13 protein-coding genes are annotated in these 18,377 nt (G+C 42.3%); 8 read left to right on the top strand and 5 right to left on the bottom strand.

The annotated features are described in order from the left end of the window. Nucleotides 1–717: 717 nt before the first annotated feature. From QNI15_RS23480 to QNI15_RS23490, 3 genes are all read right to left on the bottom strand, one after another. The gene (locus QNI15_RS23480) at nucleotides 718–2,157 is read right to left on the bottom strand and encodes a leucine-rich repeat domain-containing protein (RefSeq protein WP_314033875.1); all 1,440 of its coding nucleotides are present in this window, start codon (nucleotides 2,155–2,157) and stop codon (nucleotides 718–720) included. Between the two features lie 95 nt (nucleotides 2,158–2,252). Further along, the gene (locus tag QNI15_RS23485; protein ID WP_314033878.1) at nucleotides 2,253–4,133 is read right to left on the bottom strand and encodes a M1 family metallopeptidase; all 1,881 of its coding nucleotides are present in this window, start codon (nucleotides 4,131–4,133) and stop codon (nucleotides 2,253–2,255) included. A 1,076-nt stretch (nucleotides 4,134–5,209) separates the two neighbouring features. Then, nucleotides 5,210–6,736 (bottom strand): hypothetical protein, encoded by a 1,527-nt coding sequence (locus tag QNI15_RS23490; RefSeq protein ID WP_314033880.1) that lies wholly within the window; start codon nucleotides 6,734–6,736, stop codon nucleotides 5,210–5,212. Nucleotides 6,737–9,333: 2,597 nt separating this feature from the next. Here QNI15_RS23490 and QNI15_RS23495 point away from each other — a divergent pair. From QNI15_RS23495 to QNI15_RS23530, 8 genes are all read left to right on the top strand, one after another. Then, nucleotides 9,334–9,804 carry a helix-turn-helix domain-containing protein gene (locus QNI15_RS23495; RefSeq protein WP_314033882.1) on the top strand — a complete coding sequence of 157 codons (471 nt, stop codon included), beginning with the start codon at nucleotides 9,334–9,336 and terminating at the stop codon, nucleotides 9,802–9,804. Between the two features lie 15 nt (nucleotides 9,805–9,819). Next, nucleotides 9,820–11,400, top strand: a complete 1,581-nt coding sequence (locus tag QNI15_RS23500) for a DEAD/DEAH box helicase (RefSeq protein ID WP_314033884.1) — start codon at nucleotides 9,820–9,822, stop codon at nucleotides 11,398–11,400. A 61-nt stretch (nucleotides 11,401–11,461) separates the two neighbouring features. Next, the gene (locus tag QNI15_RS23505; RefSeq protein ID WP_314033886.1) at nucleotides 11,462–11,977 is read left to right on the top strand and encodes a BT4734/BF3469 family protein; all 516 of its coding nucleotides are present in this window, start codon (nucleotides 11,462–11,464) and stop codon (nucleotides 11,975–11,977) included. Between the two features lie 302 nt (nucleotides 11,978–12,279). Continuing rightward, nucleotides 12,280–14,460, top strand: a complete 2,181-nt coding sequence (locus QNI15_RS23510) for a VapE domain-containing protein (protein WP_314033888.1) — start codon at nucleotides 12,280–12,282, stop codon at nucleotides 14,458–14,460. 387 nt (nucleotides 14,461–14,847) lie between these two features. Beyond that, a complete protein-coding gene (locus tag QNI15_RS23515) occupies nucleotides 14,848–15,111 on the top strand; it encodes a hypothetical protein (protein ID WP_314033890.1) in 264 nt (87 codons plus the stop codon). A 123-nt stretch (nucleotides 15,112–15,234) separates the two neighbouring features. After that, nucleotides 15,235–15,507 (top strand): hypothetical protein, encoded by a 273-nt coding sequence (locus QNI15_RS23520; RefSeq protein ID WP_314033892.1) that lies wholly within the window; start codon nucleotides 15,235–15,237, stop codon nucleotides 15,505–15,507. Between the two features lie 34 nt (nucleotides 15,508–15,541). Continuing rightward, nucleotides 15,542–15,991 carry a hypothetical protein gene (locus QNI15_RS23525; RefSeq protein ID WP_314033894.1) on the top strand — a complete coding sequence of 150 codons (450 nt, stop codon included), beginning with the start codon at nucleotides 15,542–15,544 and terminating at the stop codon, nucleotides 15,989–15,991. Nucleotides 15,992–16,304: 313 nt separating this feature from the next. Beyond that, nucleotides 16,305–16,550, top strand: a complete 246-nt coding sequence (locus tag QNI15_RS23530; protein WP_314033896.1) for a helix-turn-helix domain-containing protein — start codon at nucleotides 16,305–16,307, stop codon at nucleotides 16,548–16,550. A 122-nt stretch (nucleotides 16,551–16,672) separates the two neighbouring features. On the opposite strand, the gene QNI15_RS23535 is transcribed toward QNI15_RS23530, so the two are convergent. Both QNI15_RS23535 and QNI15_RS23540 read right to left on the bottom strand, forming a co-directional pair. After that, entirely contained in the window at nucleotides 16,673–17,566 is an 894-nt protein-coding gene (locus QNI15_RS23535; protein ID WP_314005346.1) for a polysaccharide deacetylase family protein, read from the bottom strand. A gap of 41 nt (nucleotides 17,567–17,607) precedes the next feature. Beyond that, nucleotides 17,608–18,150, bottom strand: a complete 543-nt coding sequence (locus QNI15_RS23540) for a cupin domain-containing protein (RefSeq protein ID WP_314033898.1) — start codon at nucleotides 18,148–18,150, stop codon at nucleotides 17,608–17,610. Between the last annotated feature and the right edge of the window lie 227 nt (nucleotides 18,151–18,377).

The raw sequence follows: 18,377 nt of genomic DNA on the forward strand, positions 1-18,377 counted from the left end.
AAAACCAGCGCCTATGCTTTTGAAAAGCATAGGCGCTGGTTTATTTTTACGCAATATTTCTAGTTTAGTTTGTTTATTGCCCCTTTCATCATTCTTCCACAAACCTCTTCATTTTTTGCTTGCCTTTTCCCAAATTGGTTTATTGTCACTTACATCACTCTTCCACTTGCTCCTTCATTTTTTGCTTGTCCAAAAAACGAAGCAAAAAAGGACACCTTTTCCCGATCCTTCCCCCCGCAAGGCCATGGGCCAACCTCGCGGGAAAAGGATTCCCTACGCACCTACACTAACATCCGTGATTGAAGGCATCGTGTTTTTCTTTGTACCAATTAAAAAACTCACTTCATCCCTTCAGAAACACTTTCCCCATCTCTGTCCTCCTGGAAGGAACTCTTGACAAATAGAGCTGTGTTTGTTGTTTGAGAGAAAGAATATTCTCCAGTCGGCAAGACCGCCGGTCTTGCCACGAGATCCTTACAGGAGGACAGGAAGAGATTTTTTCTTTGTTTATAGGCCTCTTTTCCAGATGTAAATTTTCATATGCTGAGACAGCACTGTATGGGTGTCAGGTTAAACAGTCATTTGGTATCAGAAAGTACCGTTAAAGAAAGAAAAACATTCAGACCGGAGGCATACATGTTTCCAATAAAGGAAAGTGGGCTGAAGAGTGCATTCACACAAAGTAACTTTAGGCTGTTTCTTTATAAGAAGCTGTATTTAGTCAAATGTGACCTTACAGGTAGGCAACCAGGATTTAATCTGCTCTTTTTGCTCTGCTGAAAGCGGATTATTTTCCAATGACAATTCCTGTAAGTTGGTCAATGCCGTAATTTCTTCGCCAATATGTAGTAGTTCATTATTTCGTAATAACAGCTTTTTCAGTTTAACCAGACTATTGATCTCAGCAGGAAGACTTGTTAACTGGTTCTTTCTTGCTTCCAGATCAGTCAGTTTAGTTAGTTTTTTTATCTCTGCAGGCAATGCTCTCAGATGGTTTATATTCATATACAGTCCGGTAAGTCTGGTTAACTTCCCTATTGCAGACGGAAGTTCACTCAATTGATTCGCACCTATATGTAACTCGGTAAGCTTCCGTAGCTTTCCTATTTCTGGTAGAAGTTCGCTAAGTTTGTTCACACTTATATTTAAGTAGGTAAGCTTAGTCAGCTTTCCTATTTCCTTAGGAAGTGAACTAAACTGATTATCGGATATATTTAGGCCGGTAAGTTCACTCAGCATTCCTATCTCAGCAGGTAAGGAAACTAATTTATTGCTTTCCAGGGATAGTCCTGTAAGTTTGGTAAGATTACTGATTGTGGAGGGTAATTCGGCCAGATGGGTGCGACTTAGATCTAAGTATGTTAGATTTGTTAAATCAGCTATTGCTGAAGGGAAAACAACCAACTTGTTTCTGTCTAGATGTAACGACTCAAGTTCGGGTAAATTAGCCATTTCCGAAGGAAGAGTTGTTAGTTTATTGTAGCTGATCCATAACTCCTTCAGCTTAGTCAGATTTCCTATTTCTGCGGGAAGCAGAGTGAGGTTGTTATTGGTTGCATTTAAAGACACCAATTCTGTCAGTTTCCCTATTTCTACAGGCAATGCAGTTAGTTGGTTTAGAGACACGTACAAAGACACAAGTTCTGTCAGATTGCCTATTTCCGGTGGTAATGAGCGCAATTGATTGCTTCGTAATTCTAAGGATGTAAGCTTACTTAGATTGCCAATCTCTGCTGGCAATGATAGTAACTTATTAGAACTCAGTTGTAAGGTCAAAAGATGACTAAGGTCACCAATTTCTGCAGGCAAGTGCTTGATCTGGTTGCCGGACAAGTTCAGATGAATCAGATTGGTGAGCATTCCTATCTCCGCAGGTACTTCCGTTGCTTGGCTATGGTGAATAGTTAATTCCTGCAGATTGATCAGATATTTAATCTGTGGAGGAATAACCTTCCAGTCAGAATCTTGCAAGCTCATTTTTTTTTGCGAAGAAACAAACTGAAATTTTTCCGCTAACGTCAACACGGTTTTTATTGGAAACCAACTACATACCAACTCGATATCCCGTGTCAACTCCTCGTAGTTCATGTGTAAAGACTGCGCAATCACCAATCCAAGCTCTATACTTTCCAGTTGACCGGAAAATAATAGTCTCATTAGGTTTTCTTCTTCGCTGTTTGCTGATGACATGGGAGCTATTCGGTAGAAAAATGGGTTCGGACTCTACAAATAAACATAGGAAAAAATAGATTTCAATGGTTGGTGGGTTCCCATATATTATCCGACAAATTGCTATCTGCATCATATGGCTTACCAAGCACTAATTTCTGTATCTCTTTGATAGATTTAAATGTAAGTGTCTGCCTGTCCTTTCCGTCAGACCAACTATCGATACCAGAACTTACCTCCTGCTTAGTTCCATCTGTAAATAGAACCGTGAGATGAATGGGTAGCATGCATCCTCCTTTGTTACCAATGACTACCTTGTACTGATTACGTTTTCTGATTACCTGTTCAATAGCTAAATCGGGAGTAAACTTTTCGAAAAACCAGTTTTTCCAGAACCAGTTCAGGTTTTTACCAGAACCTGTATTGAAGCAATAGAAAAAATCATACGGACTCGGATGTTTCCCCTGCCACTGCTGGATATAATAGCGAAGAGCCTTTAGAAAAAGGCTATCCCCCAACATTTCCCGAACGTAATGCAAGCCTAAGGCAGGTTTCAGATCTTTATCAGAAAATCTGGCTTTCCCATATAACTGCGGGGTAAGCGTCATAACAGGCACATCCTGATCCGAACCCGCACTGCTGGTGAAAGAACTTATATCGTACGTATCGGCCAGTGACGGTTTTATCATAGGTGCTAGTGTAAATTCTGACCAGGTTGCCCAGCCTTCATCCATGAAAGAATGTTTGGTTTCGTTACTCCCTACCACAAAGGGAAATAGCGAATGAAAGATTTCATGAACGGTAAAGTAAATAGCCTCATCGGCTTCAAAAGGAAGGTTATTGACCATCATTGGGTATTCCATGGCATCCAATCCTTCGAATATACATTGTGTAGCGTAGGGGAATGGAATACCTGGAAGCAAATAGCTGATAAGTTCCACTGTCTTTCGGGCATAGTCAATGACAGGCTCAAAGGCTTTGTGCTCGGGATTATAGACTACATCCACACGAGTACGCCTATGTGTAAGTGTATCTACTGTTACACCAGACGCCTTCCAGACATAGTGATTACTGACGGTAAAGGCAAAATCGGATACATCTTTGGCTTCAAACCTCCAGGTGTTTACTGATTTTTTTTGAGTAACTGCCTCTTTTGTAAGATCCTCTGTCGTAATAATGTCTGTAATGCCATCACTATGGAGAGCAGCCTCAATGCGTTGCTGAATGGTGGGTTGATAGACTTCCTGCGGATTACGAAGTGTACCTGTTGCCCAGCACTGGTAGTTTCCGGGCAGGGCAATAGTGACCTGAAAATTACAGAAGTCATTGTAAAACTCTTCTTTTCCGGTATAGGGATATTGGTCCCATCCGTCCAGATCATCATAAACAGCTATACGTGGAAAAAAATAGGCGATTACAAATGCACCTGAATCAACCTGGCCAGTTCGAATAAAAGAAGTTTTGTTTACTACATACGCAAAAGATAGTTTAATCTGTGTTAGCTGTCCCGGATGTATCTGTGTACCTCTGATATACATGTTTGTGCCTCGGATTACCTGATTTTTGGAGGCGATAGATTGTCCTTCCAGTAGCAGGGACTTTATCTCAACACCATCTGTAATATCGTTAGCTTGAAGTGAAGTACTTCGCATGGACCCTGCTTTGTATAGATTAGGAAAGAGCTTAAATACGAGTTGTTTCAGTGTATCCGGACTATTATTTTGATAAGAGATAGTCATATCTCCTGCCAGTTGTCTTGTAAGGGGATCAAAGGTAAGCTCAATCTGATAATCTGCTTTATTTTGCCAATAGGATTTGCCTGGCGAACCACTTAGACTTCGGCTCTGCGTAGTGTATGCTTTGGTTAAGTTGGTTGCTATTGGAAGCGAAACCTGTTGCGCAACGAGCAGATGGGATAAAAAGAAAAAATAAAGAAGGAGAAATCGCTTTTGATCTGTAAACATACTGCTTTGTACATATAAGTACTGTAGGGTTTGAATGGATTCTTTCGCACTAATGATAGCGAAAATACATGTGGCTATAACGACAGGTTTATAGTGATATTTTCTTTTCGCCAAATTGAAAGGAAATATTAACAGAATATCGGCCTCAAACTTTTTAATCCGTTGGTAAGTTAAGCAATAAAGGCATGCAAAAGAGAGGCTCATTGCTCAGGAAAATCATTACGATCTTCAGAGACTGAATCTGGCTGGTATATTATTGAGATGAAAGACAGTCCAGTCCATAAGTTGAGAGATTAAATATGAGGTTGTTTAGTATAAATCTTAAAGCTGCAAAGGCAGATAGTAGTAAAGTTTCATCTACCCTCATTGGTATTCTTCTACCCGTTGTTGGTGTTATCACCAACGACTAGCTTCCCTCCATTCATGTTGGTGATAACATCAACATGGGAGAAAGATTGAGGCTCGCTACAAAAATTTGCTCGTTGAGCTTCTTTATAAATTATCCTAAACAACTTCTATATAATAACACAAAGATTGATGATCCTAAACACTAGTTCCAGTATGCATATTACCAATAGTATACTCTATGGTATGTTTATAGTTACTTCTATTTCCTGTCGCTCACATAGATACAATCCGGATTTGTCATTTCAAACAGCTTTCTATAATCGTTTAGATACACTAAAGGCGTTAGAAAATGATAGTGTTTTTTACAAAAATCTGGCAAAACCATACCAAACATTTCAAAATCAGATAGTTTACCTAAGTAAGGTATCTAGTATAAATGCTGAGGTCTACATAGGCCATGTTATGTATTATCAAAATAAAAGTAAATTAGACAAGGATGTGAAGAAGTGGAAGAAGTGGTACAAAAGAAATAAATACTGGATAACATTATCTAAAGCAGATAGTATCTATAATGCTCCCTGACTTTGTAAAATCCTTTTCCTCCATTTTTACTACACAATTACATATTCTATCAATCAGATACATCCAATTACTCTGTCACCTCAAACCAGGGGATATTGAATTTACCTTTATGCAGGTGTATGTTCACTTCCTGATGACAGATTGCGTTACTGAAATTCTTCCAGCGGAATTTTACTCAGATGCAGATTGTCTTTGGACAGGTATTGCAACAGCACATCTCCATTGGGAAGCATAAGCCAATCGATGGATCTGATCTTTTTCTCCTCTACAATCAAATCCGTCAGCATTCTGGCTTTAAGTTGAAAGGACCTCCCCTGCTGATCTATACTGATGCAGCTAATGCGGGGCATACCTTGATTTTTGGCTGGATTTTCTTTCAAAAGAACGTGATACATAGATCGGGTATCATCTTTTTGATAGGAGCTGGCATCAAACACCGAAAACGCATCCAGAAGGTCTATCGCCACCTCGTTTACTGGCATCGGTGTCGTTTTAAAAGAAGTATATTTGTCTACCCTGGTAATTTTTTCTAACTGACCACCGGCATTAAAGGAAAAGAAAAGCATGTCCTGTACTTTATAGGCTCCCCCCTGAGGCATGATTGCCAGAGGAATGCCTATCATACCCAAAGCAATACCGCTAGCCATACCAACGGCGAAATTCCCTTTAGGAACTTTGTCTACTGTCTCTGCACAAAGAATCAATCCCTGTTGGGTCGGTATCAGAAAGTTTGGTAAAATCTTACTGGTTTCTTCCCGCATAGTATCTTTGGGTAACAAAGAAGCGATTTGTGAATCAACAGCATAATAGTGAGTAAATAGTTTGTCTCCTTTTATATTCGTAGCAGTCAGAAAGAGTCCATCATGTTTATGTTTCTTTGAGCCTTTTTCAAAATAGATCCCCATCTGATAAATCAGACTATCTTTTACTACCACATTGGTCAGAATATTTTCCTTTTCTGTTTTAGCCGCTTTTTGGTAAAATGGGGTATTGGAAACAATACTACCATCCATCGTATTAATCTGGATCAGGTTTCGTTCAATGCCATCTTTGGGAGAGTAGTCAAACCGGAGAATGTTATTTTCAATCCCACTCATCAAGTCACCAATCTTACCATATCGGGCAGTTTGTAACTCGTTTGCCCAGAACAAGTGTCCGTTTAAATCAAACTTTTGAATCTGACAGACTTTCTTTTTTTTGGGATGAACCAGATAAAACCCTTTCTCCTGAGGATTACTGAACAATGTTATATCTCCAAAGCGATAGTGTACCGACATGCGCATCAGATTGGCCACTGTGCCATTGCGATGAATGGTAAGCATATGAATATCTGCCTGCGTGACAGAGTGAAACAATATACCATATCCTTCTGAATCAACTACTACCTTTACCGGATAGCTCTGTATGGAAATGCTGCAAGATGATTGCCCGATAACTTGTAATGCCGGGTTATAAAGGGTTATTTCCGCAAAAGTCAACGCAGTCTTGACATTCGGAGAGGAAGACGCAGTACCATGTTTTAACTTAATAGTCATCAGCCTGCCACTATCTACCACAAAACTTGACACGGACGGCCTTCCGGAACCAAAGGAGATAGGAATGCTGATAAACTGTGAAAAGGATTGTTGTGTGAGACACCATACAAGAAGAAGCACCAAAAGAAATTGTTTCATATAGGACAAAGGCCAGAGAATCGGTTTTTGAGCAGTAATATAGGTAAAAAATCACATCCAAAAACATGCATATTCCGGGCATTATGTAAGTTTTCTCATCTTAACAGTACTTTTAAAGGCAATATCATCATTGATAGATCGGTTGCTTTTTATCCAGATATACATAAAAATGATATTCACAGAGATAAAGTGCTTCAAATGATATGGCTACACGCATTTTCTCAGTAGTATCATCCCCCAAATACACAATCTGTATTTTGGAAAATTAAACTTACTGGAAAAAGATCATTAGTGGAGGAAGAACAAAAACTAACTGACTAATCCGGAAAATAAGCAAACCTTTCAAATCACTGGAGTACAGGATAAAAAACTCTTTATTAAAAACAACGAAATCTCCATTTTTAAATGATATATTAGACATAAAAATATCCCTTTAAAAAACTCACTGTATAAACACAGAGCCAGCAAAAATACAAAGTTTTAAAAATCAGATAGTTACAGATATCTATATTAAAGTCCGGCTATTTCACATATCCCAATCCCTCTCCTTCTTAGAGCGCATTAGAAGCGATTAGAACGATTTTGTTGGATTTTGGCATTACTAATCGACTCGTCATGAAAAATGGCTTATAAACGATTTGTCATGCCTTAAATCACATTTGCGAACCAAATCATGCAGACCTCTCAAAAAAACAGTTAATCTGAAACGCATCAGAATCGCCTATTTGAGAGAAATCCTGATCCAAAACACGTATACGCCATTCTCAGACGGTTTAAAGGTGAGATAAATTCTTTCTTTTTTGTGCTCACAAAAGAAGGAAGTTGTCCCACTAAAAGGTTACCCTTCTCTGTCCCTATATCGGGAACACTTCCTCCCTGTACTCCTGGAAAGAACACGCCTTTCCTTGCAGTTCTTCTATATAGAACATACTTCCCTGTCCTTCTGAAAGAATCCTGTGACAAATAGAGCGATGTTTGTTCTCTGAGAGAGAAATATCCCCAAAAGGAAAGGCCACCGGTCTTGTCACGGGGGTTCTTTCAGAAGGACAGAGAGTGGATGTTCCTTTCAGAAGGACAGTAAAAGGGTTTTCTTTTATTTACAAATGTCATTTCCAGAAAAGAAATGAGACAAGGTAAAGGCGGAAATATTCTTTCAGAAGAACAAAAGAGTGTTTTAGTATAAGAAGAGGGTACTCCTATCAGGAAAAGAAGCCCTTTCTTTCACAGGAAGGACTTTTTTAGTGTACAGGAGAAGCTTGCGAAGAAGCTTTTATTCTTTGAAAGGTGTACCCCTCAGAACAGGATTTAGGGAGAACCCAGTTTAGTACATTTCGCTTTTAGAAGGCATTAGAACGCTTCTGAGGAAAAGTACCTGCTAAAAGACCTAAGACATAGACAGTGGGGTGATAATCGTTTATAGCGCCTGTATGAGGCCTCAAATCCGATTTAAAAACCGGATACCGTTTCCGACATAGCTCCCAATGGAAACCAAATATAGATTCAGTTATAAAATAAATGCAATTCAACTATTTTTCCAATACACTAATACTCCGCACCTTTATCAGAATAAAAGCACACCAGGAATCTTAATTATTATAATGATCAAAATATCCAACTTTTTAGTTTCCTGTGTAACAGCGGAATCCATAATTAGTCCTTTTATTTTTTCTTATTTCTGCGAAAATTTATATTCATGAATTTGCAAACTCTCTTTTCATGTGTAAATTTGCTGTCGAGTTACTTCAGAAGGCATTTGCAGGAATTCTGGTACAAAAACAACCAAACTAGCCTGTTATCCGGCTGGCTTTTTAGTTAAAAAGAATCGAAGTAACTCAACACATACTTTCAACACACCGTTTACTTTCAAATTTTTCGTTACTTTTTACAGTTTTTTTGCATGATTTTTAGAGTTCTTACCTCCGGTTTCTGGTCTGGTGTTTTTCACCTCAAACCGTATTTTTCTTATACGCTTTCATTGCATATCTATTTGTACAGGTATTGTATACAGCCCCTAATGGCTAGTGACTATCCAGTAAAAAACCTTACCCATAAACAATAAAAAAAGGACCTCCCCTTTTGTGAGAGATCCTGATAGTAGGCCAATGTAGTGATGTTTGGCGACGGAACTACAGTTGGACTTAGAATCAACCTTCTGTTTTACAGAAAGGCTGCTTTATCTTTAGTCAGAAACAAAGCAAAAGAGTATTCCTTTCGAATGCTCTGCACTATATAGGAAGTAAAAATCTATTGGAATGTCAATGGAGACTACATACGTATTCTGGTGCTGACAAAACAAAGGTAGCAACATTGTCAGTAAAAGTAAATAGACGTATCGCTTTTTCATCGAAAAGGCAACAGTCGCTATTTGCTGAGCTGATCGGAGTTACCTGCGTTTTGATCTGCCCTGTTTCTGATTATCCTCACAAGAGGGGGTTCTGTGTAATTAATTTTTACCACAACCTCATCTATTCATGTTTAATCCCTTTGAAGAGCTTCAACTGAGGCTTATTCGCCTGGAGGCTATACTATTAGAGCTCCAATCCGTGACTATTCCTGTTGCCCCAACTGACAAGCAGCTTGGTGGCATCGAACTCGCCATGCAGGTTACCGGCCTGGCACAATCTACTATTTATAATCTGATATCCGAAGGCAGGTTTCCGCATATAAAGCGGGGACGCAAGCTGTATTTCAGCAAGCCACAATTAGAGGCCTGGATTCTGGAAGGCACCCTGCAAACGCTCTACGAACTGGAAGAGGAAATTCAGCGCCATCTGTCTGACAACGGCAATCCGCAAGAAGGTAATCCGGAAAAACCGGATTATGACAAACCGGATTATGACAAACCGGATTATGACAAACCGGATTATGACAAACCGGATTATGACAAACCGGATTATGACAAACCGGATTATGACAAACCGGATTATGACAAGCCGGATTATGACAAGCCGGATTATGACAAGCCGGATTATGACAAGCCGGATTATGACAAGCCGGATTATGACAAGCCGGATTATGACAAGCCGGATCAGGCAAAAGGGAACCCATCAGCCACCCAAAACAGCTAATCCATGAGACAGGATATGTTTTTACATCACGCTAGTAGCGTGAGTGGCGGAGCTTTGCCCTTACCGAACGAAAATGTTGCGCCTGTATCTAGTGTGTCTGTACAGGCAGGTAAAAACAAACTGGCTCTGCGGGACTATCAGCACGAGTGTATCCAGACCCTTGCCGACAAACAACATGGAGGCAAGAAGCGCGTGATCCTTTGCCTGCCTACAGGTGCAGGTAAAACCGTAACCTTCTCCGAGATTACCCGACGTACCCTGAAAACAGTGGCGAAAGGTCGTGTATTAATACTAGTAGATCGAATTGAACTATTAGCTCAGGCAGCAGCGACATTAAAGAAAGCAGGCATACAGGTGGGTATACTCAGCGCCGGAGCCAAAGCGATGCCTCGCCAGCGAGTGGTGGTAGCCATGGTCGAGACGTACTACCGTAGAGTCAAGAAAGGCTGGACGATGCCCAATCTTCACCTTATGATTATAGATGAAGCCCACAAAGGCAACTTCCGGAAGGTGATTGGCTTGCATCCGGAGTTGTCTATTATTGGAGCTACCGCGACGCCCGTGGCTGCCAGTAAGCAACAGCCACTCAAAGACTATTTTGAGGACATTGTTGTTGGCACTGAGATCCACCTGTTGATCGAATCAGGCTATTTAGCCAAACCGCGCTACTTTGCTGTGCCGATGGAAATCACCGCCTCGAAAGGCTATGACGGGGATTATAAAAGCAGTGAGCTATATAATGACTTTAATAAGAGTATCCTCTATCAGGGGTGTGTAGCCAATCAGCAAAAGCATGCGGCAGGTAAAAAGACACTGATCTTTTGTGTCAATATGGCCCATACGTTTCATACCGCCCAGGCTTTCGCTCAGGTGCATGAGCAGGTACGCACGCTGACTTCTGATACCCCGGAGCCCGAACGACAAGCTATTCTACACTGGTTTTCCCATACACCGGAGGCCATTCTGGTGAATTGTGGCATTCTCACAACAGGGTTCGACGAACCGACTGTAGAGTGTATCATCCTCAACCGGGCTACTCAGTCATTGCCTTTATATCTGCAGATGTGTGGACGTGGCTCACGCACAACAGCTCAGAAGAAGGAATTCATTCTGATTGACATGGGCAATAACTTCTCAGAACATGGGCTGTGGCATGATGTGCGTGACTGGAGCGGACTATTCTGGAATGGGAAGAGTCAAAAAGCGCTGGATATAGCACCCACCCGACAATGCCCGGCCTGTGACTCGATCATTGCCTTAAGCGGTGTTAGCTGTCCTCATTGTCATTATGTGTTTGAACGCACTACTCAGGACCAACAGGATAAAGTAGAAGTTCACACTCAGGAAGTGGATGTAAACTGGCCATCTCTCAAACAAAAAAGCTGGGCACAGATGAGTGTCAAAGAGCTTATGCTCCGGGCACAGTTAGGCAATCCACGCACAGGCAGACCCTACAAGCAGCAATGGATTCTGTATTGCATTATGGAGCGGGAAAATCCGCGTCCCTTGCTGGAAGAATTTGCCCGCATCAAAGGCTACCGCCCCGGCTGGGTAGACAAGTTCATGCAGGAAAATGCCTACAGGCGATACCTGTAATAACGCCTCATTTATCATTCTCTAATTCTATTCTCTAACCTTTTATTCTCTTATCAATCATATGTCAACGATTAGTTTCTTTTCCTCTATCGATGCGGTTACTACCCAATCCTATCCACTAGACTTATACCTGTCACATGTGCAGGATGGGGCCTGGCGTCCGATGGTGGAAGGGGTACACCTGTCCCCTGAAAAAGATGAAAAAATCTCGCTACCGGTAGTAGCCTTGTCGGGGCTGTTTACTATCCATAAAGACGGTATCTCACTAAACAGACATTCAGGCTTCATCGGTATCGATGTAGAAGGGTTCCGTGATTTGTATCGGGGCAAACAGATGCTGGCCGAAGATCGGTATACCTATGCCGTGTTTGACAATTATTCGGGTAATACGCTAACGGTGCTGGTGCGTATTGGATCATCAGAACATGGACTGGCCTATCAGGCGCTTAGCGAGTATTATGAGGCAGTCTATGGACTTATTACTGATCCGATGGATCAGCTAGTCACCAAGCTGCGGTTTGTCACCTATGATCCGGATCTGAGAGCAAATCCCCAGGCAGAAGTTTTTCATGTCTGAATCCGATACCTGTAGGGGCGACTGACAGATTGCCTGGTTGACATCCGAACGATTAGAATTCTTCCGAACTAATGTAGGGGCGATTGGCAGATCGCCCTGGTTCCATTCGCGAATGATCGGGTTTAACAGAAAACCATTTCGGATGTATCCTAAACATCGTCTGTAGGAATGTGGGCGACCGCCAGTCGCCCCTACAAGGCGGACTGATCTAGACAGGGTTTGTAGGAAACCGGGCGCACACATGGGTGCGCCCCTACAGAAAAACGATAAACCAATACATCTAACCATCCAAACTAAAACTAATGACTCACCATACGATCACTCTATTTTCAGACGCCTACGCCAAAACCGGACAGGAATACTCCCTGAACACTTTTCTGGAAAACATTAAAAACGGAACCTGGAAAAAAGCTGTACAAAAAGTGCGCAACTCTACCAATGAAGACATTCAGAAAAAGCTAAAGGAAAAGTTGCCTGCTGTGACTATTTCGGGACTTTTCAAAGGAGGTAAAAGTGATAGTGACCTTCAAAAGCACTCCAACTTTTTGGCTATTGACCTGGACTATGTAACCAATGTGGAAAAGGTAAAAGCCTTTCTGGAAGAAGACCCCTACACCTATGCTGTCTTTACCAGTTGCCGAGGCAAAGGGTTGTGTATTGTAGTGAAGATTGAAGGTAAAAAACACAAACTGGCCTTTGATGGACTGACACAGTATTATTTTCAGCTCTACAGCCAGATTGTCGATCCATCGGGCCGTAATGTTTCGCGTCTACGGTTTGTCAGCTATGATCCGGACTTGTTTCTCAATGAAGAGTCGAAGGTATTTAAGCAATACCCGGAGAAAGAAAAGAAACGACCGGATACACGCAATATATTCTTTGGCACCCATGACATAGACTATGTGTTTAACCAGATCCAGAGTCGCCAGATTGATATTACAGGAGGCTATCATCAGTGGTGTACTATTGCTTTTGCCCTGGCTGATTATTTTGGGGAAGCAGGTAGAGAACGCTTTCTGGCTGTGAGTCAGTTCTCCTCTTTGTATGATGCCAAAAAGGCGGACATGCAGTTTAGTGCCTGCCTCAGACATAATGCTACCAGCTTAAAGAAAGTGACTATTGCTACCTTTCTGTGGTATTGCAAACAACAAGGTATCAGCATTATTTCCGACCAGACAAAAGCCATTGTGCAGTCAGCCAAACTGGGTAAGAATGGAAGTAATACCGCAGAGGGTACTGTCAATGTATTGCATGAGGTGTATGGTATGGACCCTGAGATTACACGTCCTATTGTCGAGCAGGTCTATGCGTCTCCTTCCGAGAAGTCCGATGATCAACTGCCGATTGTGGTACAGCTTCAGAAATACTGGAAAGAGTACCAGACAGATGTACGGCGTAATGTAATCAGCAAGAAATGCTACCGGGGCAATATACAGCTTACCGAAAGGGATCTGATGGACATCTATATGGATGCTTCTCTGAAGCTCAATATCAATGTACCCAAAGAGACGGTTGCCGACATGATGAAATCCTCTATGGTGCCTGAGTTTAATCCCTTGTGTGAGTTTTTTGAGGGAATGAGCAATCCCAAGTCTGGCTACATCCGGCAATTGGCCGAATGCCTCAGAAGCCCTCAGGGACACGACTATGCCGAGTATATGCTCACCAAATGGATGATGAGTTGCATTGCCTCTGTCTATGGCAGGTCCAGTCAGGTCATGCTGACTCTTTGTGGAGAACAGGGAAAGGGAAAAAGTGTCTTCTTTTTGAAGATCCTTCCTGAATGGTTTCCTTTTCGGAGTGAACTGATTTGTGAAGACAACTTCAAACGGAATGACTCTCAGAATAACAAGCTGCTGCTGATTACCCGCTGGATCGTAGTGGATGATGAATTTAAATCCATCGAACAAATTGGGGAAAATGCCCTCAAAGCCTATATCACCCAGACAAGTGTAAACGTTCGTTTTGCCTTTGAACGTGTACCTGAAAATATTCCCCGTTTCTGCAACCTGGTAGGAACCAGCAATGAAAACACGTTTCTGAAAGACCCAACCGGAAACCGTCGCTTTCCTATCATTGAAACAGGAGAAATAGACCAGGACCGCTACAATACCATTGATAAATATGAACTCTGGAAAGAGGCTTACTTTATCTATCTGCAAAATCCGGATTCTAAATTTGATGCAAACGATTTTCAACTGATCAATGAGGTGGCAGACAGCTATCTGCGTCGTACGCCTGAACAGGAACTGTTATTAAAGTTCTATGAAGAAGCTGACGAAGAAACAGGCATATTCCGAACTACTACTGAGATTCTGAATATGCTGTTAGGAAGTAGCAACATCAAAAACATGAATACAGTCAATCTGGGTAGGGCTATTTCAGCCCTGAAGTGGAAAAAAATCACTCAGGGGCGAGATCGAACCAAGCGATACGGGTACTGGGTAAAAGAACAATGCCTTCCTGTAACCATAACGGGGTAGGCTGGGGAATGATGGGGTAGCATGAGGGGTAGACTTAACTACCTGATACAGAGGCGGGTAAGAGGGGAAGCATTTTTGGACGGAAACTCTCCTGGAACAGACGGGAATAGTGGGGTATGTATATACTATATATAGTATTTTTTATATTATTCTTTATATACATATATATGGGAATCTTACCCCGCTTACCCCGCTCTCTGTATCAGGCAGTTAAGTCTACCCCATATCTTGCCCCAATCCTACCCCATCTTACCCCACCAGTAAGAGAGAAACACTTTATCATCTAACTATTTGACTCACACTATGCAACCAACCGAATCTAGGCTGCAAGGCCTGTGCTTCCAATGGCACTGGAACACATTTCCTCACTACAGAGGCTTATTACATATGAACAACAACACCGCCCAAAACGCCATTAAAGGCGCTTTAAACCGCTCAATGGGAGTTGTCAAAGGAGTAGCAGACCTGGAATATTTCTATGCATCTACAGGCCATTTCATAGAGTTAAAATCACAAGAGGGCATCCAGAGCGAAGAACAGAAACTGTTTCAGGCAAGAATTGAAGCACAAGGGGGCTACTACCACATTATTCGCAGCTATGAGGCTTTTAAACAATTGATCACCACTATTCATACAGGCCACCACCGATGAAAAAAATACAATCACACACAATCTATGATGACAATCCGAATCCTATAGGGGCGATTGGCAGATCGCCCACGTTCCTTACCGAACGATTCGGATTATTCCGACCCAATGTAGGGGCGAACCCGCGTGTTCGCCCAGTTTCGTGCAGGAAATGATTGGATTTGTAAACCAACATCGGGAAATGTAGGGGCGATTGGCAGATCGCCCTGGTTCCATTCGCGAATGATCGGGTTTAACAGAAAACCATTTCGGATTGATCCCATGCCGTGTCTGCGGGAACCAGGGCGACCGCCAGTCGCCCCTACAGGTGTCGGATTAATCCAATCAGGGTCTGTGGGAAACCGGGCGCACACATGGGTGCGCCCCTACAAATACAATCACACAACACATTACCAATAACAACACATTATTCACCCTAAAACCCAACAACACCATGTATTTTGACGCTGAAGCCTACGAGCAATACCAACAAAGTCACCAATCATCGACCAATTTTTGGCGCAGAGCCTCCCAGACCTATGAAAACGCTTACCTGCATTTTCTCGAATGGGGACTGCAACATCCAGATCCGCAAAAGTCACCGATACGCTTATCGATCACAGGCAAAAACAGACGCTATTCCAGTATGGTGTATGAGTTCTTCCAGTCCAAAGGGCTAGTGATAAACATCCTTGGTCAGCTTCAGGACAAACAGATCGTATATACCTTCCAGATCCTACAAGACACCAATGCCAACTACCAGATCACCGATCCCGACGACCTGGCCTGCAAACGCGGCTACCCTACCCGATACGATGCTGAAACGGCAGCCTTCAAGCTGGCATTCACAGCCCTTGACACCTGGATAGAAGACCAGCAAAGTTTTGGCTTTAAACTTCGGTAAACGAGGTCCTGCGTGGAATTTACCTCAGTGCCAACCTTGCGGTGTATTCCACGCATTGGAACATTTGCGGTGTATTCCAGGCAGAAATTTTTCTGCGGTAAACTCCACGCAAAAACTTTTCTGCGGTGAATTCACTGCAAAAACAGATGTGATCAGAATACACCGCAGGTGCTATCAGCCACAGGGACAGCGAGTGGAGTTCACCGCAAAACTGTCCCTGCGGTTTATCTACCGCAAAACATTTCGTGCGGTGAATAAACCGCAACACACATATCCATTTATTTAAGTATCAATTCATCTAAAATCTTTGACCATGAACTTACAGGAAATAGGCCAACGCATACACCATGTCCGTACTGAAATAACGGGGCTCTCTCAACGTGAATTCGTCCGACGTATGGGAATTAATCAGAGCAATATCTCTACCCTGGAGAAAGGCCAGAGCCTCCCCTCCTGCTTCTTTCTGTTTAGCATGCACATCACCTACAATGTAAACTTGAATTGGTTAATGACCGGATGTGGACAGGTGACCTGTAATCCAGAGCCAGTAAAGGGTTAATTTTGTGAATGAGTCCAGATAAAGCAGAGGCACGATCCTATGTCTCTGCTGTATCTGGCAAAATCTAGTACACAAACGAACACTCATCAGCTCAATGCTTGCCAAAAGAAAAAACAGAGGAATTAACGAGTCGTTATACTATTCATAGCCTCTGAAAAGGTAGCCACCTGGTAATGCTCTTTATTCGCATTCAGATACTGTAGAAAAAGCTTGTGTGTCTCTTTGCTTATCTGAAAAAACTCTCCACCAATGCCATGAAACTGATAAATGCCCATTCCACCTGCCTGTTTCACCTTCTCGGCAAAGGCAATGAGTTCATTCAGTGTAGTTCCCTCTTCCACCAGCCAGCTCGGTACCTGCATTGGATTAAGGGCTTTGTAATCAGCGACCATACTGGTACGATCACCGCCGCCTCTGGCATAGCTAATCAGACCTGTCTTTTTTAGTTCAGCAGAATAGTCTTTTCCTTCTACTATCACATTATTGCAAGGATAGGCAAATGTTCGTTTGGTTTTCTTATTGTCCAGTAGTGATAGCAGAGCATTGGACAGCGTCACTTCTTCCAGAATCCGTTTAAGGGTATACTGCTCGATAGCCACTTGCTTTTCCCACCCTAGTTTTTCAGGGCAGGGATGAAACAAGGTATGATTACCCAGTTCATGCCCTTTCTGTGCAGCCCGTTGCCAGCCTACTACTGCTACAGAAGCTTGCCCGATCACATCTGATGAGCCTGCAATGGAATTCAGAAAAAAGGTTGCTTTTAAACCAGCCGAGTCCAGTTGTGGTACAGCTACCGACAAGTGAGAGGCCAGGCCATCATCATAGGTAAGACAGATGATCGCTTTTGCAGCAGACTTTTTGGGAGAGCTATTCGTTTGTGAAAACGCACTCACAGAAAATATCACACAAGAAAGAAAGATAACCTGTTTCATTTGGACGCTGCCTGGTGATGCTGTAAAGTTCCGGATAAATTTGAATGTGACTACTCTTGTCAGTAGAGTGTATTGTTTATCCATTCCTGAAGGAAGATGTTGTAATTCTACTACCTGGTAATCAATTAATCCGGCGACAAAGCAGGCCCTACTGCTTCCATGTTGTGTTTTACCAGCAATGCTTTCTTTTGCTCTGGTGTTGGATCTTTCAGCTGGATAACCTGTGCAAAATATTCTTCCATGGTTCCCGCTGGTTGATGAATCAGCAGCAAACGACCAACGGTGTCGCTGGTTTTGACAAAGGTATGAGCTACTCCGCGAGGGCCAAATACACTATCACCAGCCTTAAGCCGAAAGATGTCTTGTCCAATCTGTACTTTAAACTCTCCTTCCATCACAAAAAACCATTCGTCCAGGTTGGTATGTTTGTGCAAAGGTGGCCCTATCTTCTCAAACCGGAGAGTATCATAGATACACATTGCGCCATCTGTATCCTTTCCGGAAACTTTCAGATCAAAGCGAGCACCCAGATAGGTAAAGCTTTTATTAAAACGGTCCTTTCCAGCATCAACCCGAATTCCTTTGTCAGGTCGATCATGGGCAAACGAAAGGGGAATAAACGAAAAAGGTGCCAGTGCAGGCAGTGAAAGAAAGGATCGGCGGTTCATAGAAGGTGTAAGCTAAGTAAAACAAGTACCCGTTACGCAATAGATAAAGTTCAGGAAAGATAGCTAATCAGAAAACGATTGTCTATAACCCTTTTTACAACTGACTATCAGCACTTTCCGCTTTTTAGCATGCATATCACCTATGATGTAAGCCTGAATTTTCATGACAGGTGCTGGAGAGATCAAGAGCACCTGACATTAATAGGTGATGATAAAAGAAAGGTAAA

It is taken from the genome of Xanthocytophaga flava (assembly GCF_030068545.1).
Classification (GTDB): Bacteria; Bacteroidota; Bacteroidia; order Cytophagales; family 172606-1; genus Xanthocytophaga; species Xanthocytophaga flava.